General features: G+C 43.9%; 10 protein-coding genes. 9 read left to right on the top strand and 1 reads right to left on the bottom strand.

The genetic code is table 11. The annotated features are described in order from the left end of the window. Positions 1-29 precede the first annotated feature (29 nt). A complete protein-coding gene (locus N773_RS0116065) occupies positions 30-1,616 on the bottom strand; it encodes an AAA family ATPase (RefSeq protein ID WP_024858748.1) in 1,587 nt (528 codons plus the stop codon). A 249-nt stretch (positions 1,617-1,865) separates the two neighbouring features. On the opposite strand from N773_RS0116065, the gene N773_RS0116060 reads away from it, so the two are divergent. The 9 genes from N773_RS0116060 (at position 1,866) to N773_RS0116020 (ending at position 12,114) form a co-directional block, all read left to right on the top strand. Next, positions 1,866-2,057 (top strand): hypothetical protein, encoded by a 192-nt coding sequence (locus N773_RS0116060; protein ID WP_024858747.1) that lies wholly within the window; start codon positions 1,866-1,868, stop codon positions 2,055-2,057. A gap of 30 nt (positions 2,058-2,087) precedes the next feature. Further along, the gene (locus N773_RS0116055; RefSeq protein WP_024858746.1) at positions 2,088-2,366 is read left to right on the top strand and encodes a hypothetical protein; all 279 of its coding nucleotides are present in this window, start codon (positions 2,088-2,090) and stop codon (positions 2,364-2,366) included. Then, a complete protein-coding gene (locus N773_RS0116050) occupies positions 2,366-2,842 on the top strand; it encodes a PcfB family protein (RefSeq protein ID WP_024858745.1) in 477 nt (158 codons plus the stop codon). The genes N773_RS0116055 and N773_RS0116050 overlap by 1 nt, the downstream gene beginning before the upstream one ends. Further along, complete coding sequence (locus tag N773_RS0116045) at positions 2,839-4,887, top strand: VirD4-like conjugal transfer protein, CD1115 family (RefSeq protein ID WP_024858744.1); 2,049 nt, start codon at positions 2,839-2,841, stop codon at positions 4,885-4,887. Before N773_RS0116050 ends, N773_RS0116045 begins: the two co-directional genes overlap by 4 nt. Positions 4,888-5,078: 191 nt before the next feature. Then, on the top strand, positions 5,079-5,354 hold the full coding sequence (locus N773_RS20400) for a Maff2 family mobile element protein (protein WP_051454329.1): 276 nt from the start codon (positions 5,079-5,081) through the stop codon (positions 5,352-5,354). Between the two features lie 145 nt (positions 5,355-5,499). Continuing rightward, entirely contained in the window at positions 5,500-6,438 is a 939-nt protein-coding gene (locus N773_RS0116035; protein ID WP_242840405.1) for a VirB6/TrbL-like conjugal transfer protein, CD1112 family, read from the top strand. 20 nt (positions 6,439-6,458) lie between these two features. Then, positions 6,459-6,836 (top strand): PrgI family protein, encoded by a 378-nt coding sequence (locus tag N773_RS0116030; RefSeq protein ID WP_024858741.1) that lies wholly within the window; start codon positions 6,459-6,461, stop codon positions 6,834-6,836. A 37-nt stretch (positions 6,837-6,873) separates the two neighbouring features. Further along, entirely contained in the window at positions 6,874-9,318 is a 2,445-nt protein-coding gene (locus N773_RS0116025) for a VirB4-like conjugal transfer ATPase, CD1110 family (RefSeq protein ID WP_024858740.1), read from the top strand. A gap of 18 nt (positions 9,319-9,336) precedes the next feature. After that, positions 9,337-12,114 (top strand): hypothetical protein, encoded by a 2,778-nt coding sequence (locus N773_RS0116020; protein WP_024858739.1) that lies wholly within the window; start codon positions 9,337-9,339, stop codon positions 12,112-12,114. The last annotated feature ends 10 nt before the right edge of the window (positions 12,115-12,124 follow it).

The raw sequence follows: 12,124 nt of genomic DNA, 5'->3' as shown, positions 1-12,124 counted from the left end.
ATCACAGACGGCTTGAAAGATATTCGGTTTTATGCTTTTTCGATCGTGCAGGTATGCTTACCTGTTTTCTCGTCATAATTGATTCCAGCCAGAATGATATTGCCGGCAAATGGCTTTAAAGCAGCTGTGTACTTCTTAGCCTTGATCTGCTCAATTGCACCGCCAGCAGTCTTGTTCCATTTCAGCTCAATCACTAAAGCAGGATAATTTGACGTAGGCTTTGGAATATAAACCACATCAGCAATTCCTTTTCCGGACGGCATTTCTTCTATTTTTGCGAAACTGCCCTCCGTGCAAATGTATGCATATTTTATAATCGCTCTCAAAGCCTGTTCATTGTTATAAAACTGTGGAGCGTAATTCTCGCAGCGGATTTCTTCCATGATTTCTGCTACTGTATCAGCATCTTCTTTAAGAGTTGCGTCAAGAAGTTTCTTTGAACGCATGATGAGGTTCATCCACGCTTCGCCTTCATTTTTAGAGGACAGCAACCGCTTAAACTCTCCGCGTACTTCATTATTAGGAATGCGAACTGTTTTCTTATCTTCATGATAAGTCAGATATCCAAGGTGTATCAGAAGCGTCAAAACATCATCGGCAGTGCTGAATGTTTCAAAGTCATTCTGAAAATCATCAACTTCCACAGAAATTTCTTCACCAGCAATCAAGTAAGCGATTTTCTCCTGTAACCCATCAAAATTCATATTTATATAAGGTTTCAGTGATTCAGCAGCCGTGGTCTTTTTCCAGTAAGATTTACACTTCTTCTTTTCCAGAGCTTTCATTACTGAATATGGATTATAGATTGCTCCTATATTTGAAAAATCATATCCATCATACCATTCCTTGACTTCCTGATAGTCGAGGCCTCGTGCCTGACATTTCTGCTGTACTTCTTCTTCCAGAAAACCAGTGAATTCAGCAAAGTCGCCCGGCTCAATAATCGGACACTCATCAAAATCAGAAATTGCAGACTGTGAGCCGTCTTTTTTGATAGGAAGGATACCTGTCATGTATGCCGCAGCTACCACCTTCGGAGTAAAGATATTGCTTTTAAACCATCCCCTTAGAAGATTAAGGTATCGTTTCTGAGCTTCAGAATCATCTTTAGCTTCACGAATCATGGCATCCCACTCGTCAATGATAAAAATGAATTTTTGGCTTCCTTTTTTATCTACATATGCAATCAAGTTCTCTTCCAGTCCCTTATCGGCAGAAAGACTCGGATCCAACGCCAAAATATCTTCTTTAACTGCATCAGCAATCTGATCAGGTACTTCTCTTAAAGCAATTCCTTTTCGCTGTGCTAATGAAATAAACCATGCGATATCAAGGTTAATAACATTGTATTGATTCAAATGTTTTTCATAAGATGCACATCCCGCAATTTTCTTATCATCAAACAAACTGTGGGAATCACAGGAGCAATCATAATACGCTGTCAGCATTTTAGCAGAATAGGATTTACCGAAGCGTCGTGGTCTGCTCACACAGATGAGATTATTTTCCGCATTGATGCGTTCATTGATCAAATTGATCAACATGGTCTTATCTACATAATTTGGACCGGCGATCTGTCTGAATCCGGCGTTTCCGGAGTTAATATATGTTCCCATAGCTCCACACTCCCTTCACAGAGGCTATTATTTATCATTTTTAGTATACCAAAAAACAGACAATAAGTCAAGTCTTAACAATACTTCTATGCATTAAAAAGACCGAAAATTCTATTTCTCTGCTTCCTTCTCAGGACAGCAGTATAAAAGGAATTTTAATAAATTAAAAATATGCACCGTTTACTGATGTGTAATGCATAATTAAACATCATAAAGGTTCTGATAGAAAAAGGAGGCGAAACCAATGACATGAATACTTACGAACATTCATTTTCCAGAGCAAGAGGTATGCTGTGGGACTTTTCCGACCAGATTGCTGACATGATCATGGATAAGTACGGAAACAGACTTCTGAACAGTGACATCGACCATGCATATGGCGAGATGGAAAATATGTTTTACGACCATACGGACGAGCTTTCCGCATACATGATGGAATAGAGCGCCCTAACAAAGAAGAGAGGTGAACACATGTCAAAGTCGATCATTACCCAGGACGGCAATATCGTAAACTACGGCAATCTTGTTGCTGTGTACATCGACGATGAGCTCGATGACGATGAAAACGTCCTCGGCTACAATCTTGTCGGTCTGACCAGTACTTCAAAGGAAGCTGACGTTATCATTCTCGGAAGCTATTCCGATGCAGAAGATGCACTCAAGGCAAGATATGGACTTATCTGCTGGCTTCAGAGTGAAGCGTTCGGTACCTTCGAGATGCCGAAAACAGACGAAGGAGGTGAAAACTGATGCCTTCAGATTTTGAAAGCTGTACTAGAAAAACCATCGACATCACGCTGAAAGCAGAAAAGCTGACTGCGGATGTCCTGAAAGCCGCTTTACAGGAATTCGTATCGGGCAGGGCTGAAAAGATAGGACGTATGACCTACGGACAGCTTCAGAAAATATCTTATTCAAAGCTCGACGAAGTAGTGATCTCTGATCAGAACATCGGGGATTTTCTGAAAACTGCAAGGAAATATGATATTGACTATGCTCTGAAAAAAGATAGTGGTACAGAAACACCAACCTGGCATGTTTTCTTTTCTGCGGCAAAGACAGAAGATTTCAAGAGAGCATTTACCGAGTATCTCGCTCCAGGAAAAAGCGGTACAAAAGACCGCAGCGAGTTTACCCGTGAGGAGATGCAGAAAACTGCTAAACGTGCAGCTCTTAAACAGCGCAAATATAGGCAAAGACAAAAGACAAGGGAAAAAGTATTATGAAGAAGCTGATAATAAAATCACTCCCCTATGTAATATTTGCGTATGCAGGTGATCTTATCGGCTTTGCCTACCGGACGGCTGACGGAGAAAGCTTTCAGGAAAAGATCGTCCCCTTCATGAGCGGTCTCGGAACGGCTTTTGCCAGGGTCTTCCCCAGTCTGCACCCGTTTGATGTATTTTTCGGCCTGATGCTGGCAGGTGTAATGTGGCTTGTCCTCTATATCAGGTCGAAAAACAGGAAGAAGTTTCGTTATGGTGAAGAATACGGCTCTGCCGTATGGGGTACGGAAAAAGATATTGAACCGTACCGCGATGCTTCAAAACCCGAAAACAATGTCATTCTCACGAAAACAGAATCGCTGACAATGGGTAAACCGTCTGCACCGAAGTACGCACGAAACAAGAACATTCTTGTGATTGGTGGTTCAGGTTCCGGTAAAACACGATTTTTCGTAAAGCCGAACCTTATGCAGATGCACTCTTCATATGTAGTTACGGATCCGAAAGGAACTGTGCTCATCGAGTGCGGAAAAATGCTTGAACGCGGCCGTCCGAAACTTAATGATGACGGCAGTCCGGTATTTATGCGTGATGCAAACGGTAATATCCTAACAGACAAAAACGGAAAAAAGGTTCCTGAATACGAACCATACAACATCAAAGTGTTTAATACAATCGATTTTGCAAAGTCGATGCACTACAACCCGTTCGCCTACATCGGCGAAAAGAACCGTGAAAAGGACATTCTGAAATTTGTGGAGGTTCTGATAAAAAATACTTCATCTTCACAGCAGCCAAACAGTGATGATTTCTGGGTAAAATCAGAGAAATTACTCTATACGGCATATATTTCGATGATCTTCGCAATGTACCCTGAAGAACAGTGGAACTTTGAAACGCTCATCGAAATGATAAATGCTTCGGAGTGCCGTGAAGATGATGAAGAATTCAGAAACGCCATTGATCTGGAATTTGCACTCCTTGAACACTGGCTGAATAAAGACGAACCTGAACCTGATGACACTGAACTCTATTCGGAATATCAGAAAATGTGCGAATTTGAACCTACCGCACAGCAGCGCCGCATGGGTGGCTTCGCCCTCAAACAGTACAAAGCGTACAAGCTCGCAGCAGGAAAAACAGCTAAATCAATACTCATCAGCTGTTCCACCCGACTTGCACCTTTTGCGATTGACGAGGTACTTGAGATCACCTCATACGATGAACTGCACCTTGATAAGCTCGGTGATGAGCTTTCAGCACTATTTATAATTATTTCCGATACTGATGCGACTTTTAACTTTTTAGTCGCAATCATGTATTCACAGCTTTTCAACCTTCTCTGCACCAAAGCGGATAATTCACCGGGTGGAAAGCTGAAATATCATGTACGATGTCTGTTGGACGAATTCGCCAACATCGGTGAAATCCCACAGTTTGAAAAACTGATAGCGACTATCCGAAGCCGTGAAATATCTGCCTCGATCATACTGCAAGCTAAGAGCCAGCTGAAGGCTATTTATAAAGATAACGCAGACACCATTGAAGGCAACTGTGACACCCTTCTTTTCCTCGGCGGTAAAGAAAAATCGACGCTGAAGGATATTTCGGAAAGTCTGGGCAAAGAAACTATAGATGCCTATAATACTTCCGAAAACCGTGGACAGTCCCAGTCTTACGGACTGAACTATCAGAAGCTCGGAAAAGAGCTGAAATCTCAGGATGAACTGCAAATCATGGACGGTGATAAATGTATACTGCAGCTTCGTGGTGTACGTCCATTTTTCTCGTACAAATACGATATAACACGTCACCCGAACTATTATATGCTGTCAGATGATAATCCAACACAGGAATTCAACATTAAAAAATTCGTAAAAGCTAAAAGCTCGAAGCATTTGAAAATGCAGAAAAACAAGAGCTTTACAGAATTTGAAGCAGATGTGTCATTTGCTTCGGAAGAAACATACTCCGGAGTTACCGATGGTAAAGATACATACGTCGGTTACGATACGGACAGTGAAGAAACCGGGACAAAAAGATAACCGGTTGAAGCTGAAACACTGATTTAATTTTATTTGAGGAGAAACTTATGGAAAAACTTAATATTACAGCGGTAGATAATGCCGTATCAGAAACAGCAGTCACATCAGCACAGCCTAAGCACAAGTGGCTTGCCAAGGGAAGCAGACTTGCAAAGAAGGCTACACTTCTTGCAACAACTGCAGGAGTCATGATGAATACCTGCGCCACACACGCTTTTGCCGCAACAGGTGTAGTAGATACTACTAACTTTATTAATACTGCATGTACCGTACTCCAGTCCGTTATCTGCCTTATCGGCGGCGGTGTCGGTGTATGGGGTATCGTAAACCTTCTGGAGGGCTACGGAAACGATAACCCTGGAGCCAAGTCTCAGGGCATGAAACAGCTCATGGCTGGTCTCGGTCTTATTCTTCTCGCTGTAACGATCGTACCTGTTCTTAAGACTATGATGACAGCTGCGGTCTGATCTGACTAAGATCATTCAGAAAGAGAGACGAGCGTAAAACAGCTGAACGCTTTATAAGAAAAGCTGAACTATAGAATTATGAAAGGTCGCTTATGCGGTGGGCTGTGGTGGGAAATGAGCGGCAAACGAACTCCTCAAGGGGGTGATGAATATAGGAGTAATAAGCGATGCAATCGACGCACTTGAAGACTGGTGCGTTGATCTGTTCAAGGATGGTATCAAGAGTCAGTTTGACGGAATTTCAAAACTGCTTACAGATACCTTTACTCAGACGACCGGTTCTGGCGGACTTGTCTCGAATTTCATTACTAAGCATCCGGCATACTTTACCGGAGGTGCTGCATCCGGCAGGACAGTCTGGACTACTATAGAAACACTGTGCAATAACGTTGTTGTTCCGATCGGCGGATTTATTCTGACTGTAATTCTTCTGAATGAATTATGTCAGATGGTTCTCCGGGGCAACAATTTCAAGGACTTTGACGATTCCATCATTATAAAATGGCTCATCAAAGCCCTGTGCGGTGTAATTATCATATCAAATACCTATTATATCGCTTCGGCACTGTTCTCCTTCGGAACCAACGTGTGTTCCAACGGACTGACAACACTGCTGGGAAGCGGAAAATATCTTTCCACGGCGCTCAAGATCGATACGGCTGCGTTAAGCGGTCTGAGTCTTGGTGAACTCATGACGGTGTGGTTTATTTCCCTGATAGTTCATCTCGGTATCCTGATACTTATAGTTGCAATAGTGATAACTCTTGCTTCAAGAATCATTGAAGTATTCATGTACTTGTCTATCGCACCTATACCGATGGCTACGATGATGGACAGCGGTGAATGGGCTTCCATCGGCAAAAACTGGATAAAACAGCTGCTTGCACTTTCGTTCCAGGGATTTTTTATTGTGGTGGCACTCGGAATATTCAAGACACTCTTCAATAATGCAATTACCACACTCAATTCCAGCACGGACGGCGTGATACTTCAGATGGGTATGCTTTTAGGTTACACTGCAGCACTTATCTTTACTATTTTACGTACAGGATCTATCAGCAAGAGCGTTTTCAACGCAAGATAAAAGACAAGACCGGAGGTTTTATGGCACATTATGTTCCGATCCCGAAAGACCTTAATGATATTAAGGAGAAACTTATACTGGGATTTACGAAGCGACAGGTAATATGTTTCGGTATCGGTCTTGTACTTGGTGCTCCTGTCTATTTCCTCACACGTGATAAACTCGGACTGTCGGGAGCAATTTTCGCAATGGGTGCGGTCGCCGCACCCGCGATACTCTGCGGTCTGTACCGTAAAAACGGTATCTACCTTGAGAAACAGATAAGATTCATGCGTGAATATTTTACAAGGCCTCGCAAACGATATTACAAATCAACAAACATGTTCGCTGCTGTCGAAAGACAGATCGAATACAACAGAATAAAAAATAAGCTGAGAGATGCCGAAAGGAAGGGATGATGCACTTCACGGTATCTCCGCTTAACGGAGGTTACCAATGGGCTTTATAAAGAGAAATGCCGGAAAAAGTGATAACCGCAGCAAAGCAAAGGTTATCATGGGCAAGCCTGCCTCTAAACTTACAAAAGAGGAGAAAAAAATACTCTCTGCACGTATGGCGGAGATCAGAAAAGAAAACGGCGGAAAAAATACGGTACAGAATACAATCCCGTATCAGTGCATGTATCCCGACGGCGTATGTCAGGTATCGGACAATTTCTTTTCCCTGACAGTACAGTTTTACGATGCCAACTACTCAATCTCTGAGTTTGATGAACAGAACAATATCTTTTCAAAATACTGTGACGTTATCAATCTCTTTGACAACACAATACGTTTCCAGCTTACATTTGAAAATCAGAACAGAACAAAGGAAAATCTGATAAAGATGGTGCAGATACCGGAGCAGGACGACGACTTCAACATACTCCGAAAGGAATACTCGTCCATGCTTACCGACAAGCTCATGAAAGACTCAAATGGCAAATCGACACGAAAGTTCTTAACATTCGGCGTTGAGAGCACGTCATACAAGGCAGCACGTGCGAAGCTGATGAGCATAAAAAATGACGTAATAAAAGGATTCAGAGCATTTGGAGTGGAAGCCGAAGTACTTGACGGCACTAAACGGCTTGAAGCTGTGTACTACGCACTGAACCCGTACCGCAATTCCCCGTTTATTTTTGACTGGGGTGCAATGATAAGTTCCGGTATGGATACAAAGGATTTTATCTGCCCTGCTTCACTGAAATTCAACAAGTCGAATTTTCAGATTGGAAGTGCTTACGGTGCAGTATACGGACTTAACATTCTAGCCGGTGAACTTCCCGATGTAATACTGAAGGATTTTCTTGAAATGCAGAATCTCTTCTGTGTGAATATTCACGTTGAACCTTTAGATCAGGTCGAAGCTCTGAAATTCGTCAAGAAGAAGCTGACAAACGTCGAACAAATGAAGATCGACGAACAGAAAAAAGCTTCGCAGTCGGGATACGACCCGGACATTCTGCCGCCGGCTATCAAGATGTACATCGAGGACATTGAAAAGCTGCTCGGCGACCTGAACAGCAAGAATGAGCGGCTTTTCCATATAAGCATTTCGCTGAGAGCATACGCCAGAACGAATAAGGAACTGAAACTGCTTTCGGAAATGCTGAAAAGAACCTGTCAGAAGAACAACTGCATTATGTTCCCTTACGACTACAAACAGGAACAGACACTTGTCTCAACGCTTCCGCTGTGCTGCAACGATATTCCCGTAAGCCGAGAAATGCACACATCCGGAATTGCAATATTCGTACCTTTCACGACAAAGGAACTTTTTCAGAACGGACAGGCCGTGTACTACGGAATAAATACACTGTCCGGCAACATGATACGAGCCGACCGCTCAAGGCTCAAGAATCCGAACGGTCTGATACTCGGAACACCGGGTTCCGGCAAGAGCTTCAGCGTAAAGCGTGAGATACTCGACTCATTCCTGAATACACCCGATGATATTATCATCTGTGATCCGGAGGGAGAATATTATCCGCTGGTTTCGGCACTGCACGGACAGCTAATACGAATTGCCAGCAATTCGGAACAGTTCATCAACCCAATGGACATCACCATTGACGATTACCTTTTCAGTAATCCGATGGAGATAATTGCGAACAAATCGGATTTTCTTATCTCGCTCTGCGAGATAATTGTGGGCGGACGGTACGGTCTGACTGCGGAGGAACGTTCCATTATCGACAGATGCGTGCAGCGTATCTACAAGATTTTTATCGAGAATGAACCGACATTTGAAAAAATGCCGCTTCTCTCGGATCTGCAGAAGGAACTTCAGAAAGAGGGCGAAGTTGCACTGCGTGTGTCGAACTCACTGGAGATGTTCGTAAACGGTAGTCAGAACCTGTTTAATCACCCGACAAATATCGACATGACAAACAGGATCATCTGCTTTGACATCAAGGAGCTTGGAAACCAACTGAAGAAGGTTGCAATGCTCATCGTACAGGATACGGTATGGAACCGTGTGTCCTCCAACCGTGAGAAAAAGAAGATAACACGCTACTACATGGACGAGTTTCACCTTCTCCTAAAGGAAGAACAGACGGCGAAGTACAGTGCTGAGATCTGGAAGCGATTCCGAAAATGGGGCGGCTGTCCGACGGGTATCACACAGAATGTCAAGGATCTTCTTTCTTCAAAGGAAGTTGAAAACATCTTTGACAACAGTGACTTCATCTACATGCTCAACCAGGCTGCCGGCGACAGAGATATTCTTGCGGAAAAGCTTCACATCTCGAAGGAACAGATGAGATTTGTTACGAACTCAGGTCCGGGCGAAGGACTAATCCGATACGACAAGGTACTTCTGCCTTTTACCGATCATTTTCCGACAAACACGAAAATCTACCAGCTGCTTACGACCAAGCCTTCTGAACAGCAGTAATGTGCAAACGGAGGAAACATGAGCTTACAGAGAAAAGAAAACAATCTCCGCAGAGCGCAGGCACGGTTTGACCGTGTAAACAGACGTACAAAGCAGTTTCAGATAGAATTCCGGCGTGAAGCGAACAGTCACGGCACTTTCCACACACGTGCTCACATTGTACGTGATTATAAGGAGTACCACGGAAATGACCGAGGTCTGCTTCACAAAGCTGTAAATCTGAAATACCGCATCAAGGGAGACAGACCTTCCGTAACTCGAACACTGAGTTCGTGGAAGCCGGAAACGGCACAGGGAAAGATATTGAGAAACGCCCTGCGTGCGGGAAACTTTGCTGTTCACGATGTGGCACAGACTGCAGCAGATACTGCACTTGCCGGCGAAACCATCGCACTGAAAACCGGTGATGCCGCTGCACATGAACTGCGTAACAAGCTCCGGCAGAAATACACACGTGAAGCGGTGGACGATTATCACCGTGGTGTATTTTTCATGGGCCGCACAGTTGCTGATGCTGTCAAAGGTACACGTCATCATCTCAGAACGAAAAAGCAGCATAAGCTTGAAAAAGCAAAATATCAGCTAAAAAAAGCCGATAACAGTCTGTTTCGGGAAAAGACGTATGAACCGAAGCTTACTGCCAATGCGGAGGCTCTCCGCAGTTCACATGCTGATTACAGATCAGGGATAGTTACGGACAGGAACAACAGATACCGCAGAGCACTGAACAAAAGGCGTTTGCAGACTTACCGGCAGGAAAAGCGTGAACTGAAATTTGAACGGAACAAGCTGAAAAAAGAAAACAGATTCCGGACAAAGGAACTGAAAAATCAGAAAAAGATCATGCGTAACAGTGACCCAGGGCTCATGGCGTTAAAGCCCGTATCATACTCGGCAGGACGCATGAAGGCATCCGCATGGCAGAAAGCTGTGAATGAAGATGAAGAAAATGATTTTATTCATGCAGCTGACTCGGCAAAACGCCGTATCGCTGAACCTGTAAAGGATAAAGCAAGTAAACCAAAGCGTTTACATCAGAAGGAAAAGAAGCGTGACCGCCTTTCGGATAAGAAAGCGAAGTCGAACAAAAAACTGAAGCGTCAGGAAAGCAGGCTGAATGCAAAGCATGACAGCTTTAAAAAACGAAACAGAAGACCGAAGAGAAAAAGCCTGCGTGAAACTGTAAGTTCTTTTTTCCTTGCGGCATACAAGTACATTAAAAACCTGTATGAAAAGGAAGTAAAGAAGTTTTTTCTCACAATGGTACTCCCCGTCCTTATTATTTTTCTTGTATTCGCATTCATCATCATGATCTTCACATCTGTTTTCTCCAACGGCGGATTCACGCTCGGCACATATGCAGCACAGGATTACGATCTTTCCGAAGCAGAAAAATACTACACGAAGCTTGCCTATGACCTCAATAAGAAAATACTCAAGGTAAGCAGTGAATCTGAATGGAAAAGCGGTCTGGTGGACTTCGGTGCAAACAGGAGTGACCTGAAGGACAAGCCGGATACATGGGTTTGGGGACGTTCATCGGTTTACAACTGGGATCCGGTTTACGATTTCGACTGCTGGAAGCTCTGGGCTTTTCTCTGCTCCTACTACTATAATTTCGATGCCGACAACGATGACATCTATTACTGGGAATTCACCGGCGATACCGAAGATCTTCTCGACGAGATATTCGATGCCGAATACGAGTTCGTGTACTGGTACGACAACCAGTCACGCTGGGAGGAACTCTCACCTTACAACTACTTCGGAGGCGGAAACGCATCGTCAGGATCATACTACGTTGCCGATAAAAATGCTTACATCTGCGACGGTGAACCGTACAGATACCGTTTCAAACCGAATGCAATAACATCAGAGCTGGCTCAGTTTGAGGACGGCGACGGATATATCTGCATCAGAGATGATTACCGTGTACTGGATCCGCATGACGAATACAAGGAAACAGGCTTCTATGTGATGGATCACCGCTGGTATTCTGGAACAAGCGAACCATTCTACTATTATGACGGTTCGGCTGATCAGTTTTACTTCAATCACGGAGGTGACCGGCATAACCGAAGTTTCTGGGGATGGGACGGAACTGACGCATGGTTCCTTGTATCACCGGGTGATACACAGATATGGAACAGCAGTCTCGGCGATGTCTGCCTTTACGGATACTACGAAAAATACCGCTGGAAAACTGAGTGCAGTCTCTACTATAACGTAAAACAGAAGAAGACATTTGATGATGTCATCGCTGACAAGCTCGGCAGCATGTCACACAGCGACGAACGTCTTCAGTATTACACACTTCTCGTCGGAGGTGATTCCGGCACAGGATCACTCTACGGAAATCATCAGACACTGCACAATCTTCTGCCGGGGCCTACTGTCAGAGCTTACGATCTGAAAAGACAGTTCGGCTATGAAATGACAGAATGGAACACCGACAGTGAAGGTCTTTACCAGGGTATCAAGATCTATGCCGCAGGAGGTACAGCTCTGAAAGCACCGTTCAAGTGTAAGATCAAGGATGTTGATACGAGAAACAACAAGATAACACTCAGGAAAGACGATGTTGAATACTGGTACGACGGAACCGGCGGAACAAAGCGTGATACGGAAGTCGAGATCACAAATGCTGTTCTGAAAAGCGGTTTCAGAAAGGGCGATACGATAAACGACGGACAGGAATTTGCAGAAACCACTGCAGGCAATGTTAATTTCCACGTCAACATTGATACGGACGGATACGGCTGGGACTACATCGATCCACGGCTGGTACTTTATTAACGGAGGTGGC

The organism is Ruminococcus albus AD2013, assembly GCF_000526775.1.
Classification (GTDB): Bacteria; Bacillota; Clostridia; order Oscillospirales; family Ruminococcaceae; genus Hominimerdicola; species Hominimerdicola alba_A.
Note: the sequence above shows the minus strand (reverse complement) of the source record. Positions and strands in the feature narration are given on the sequence as shown.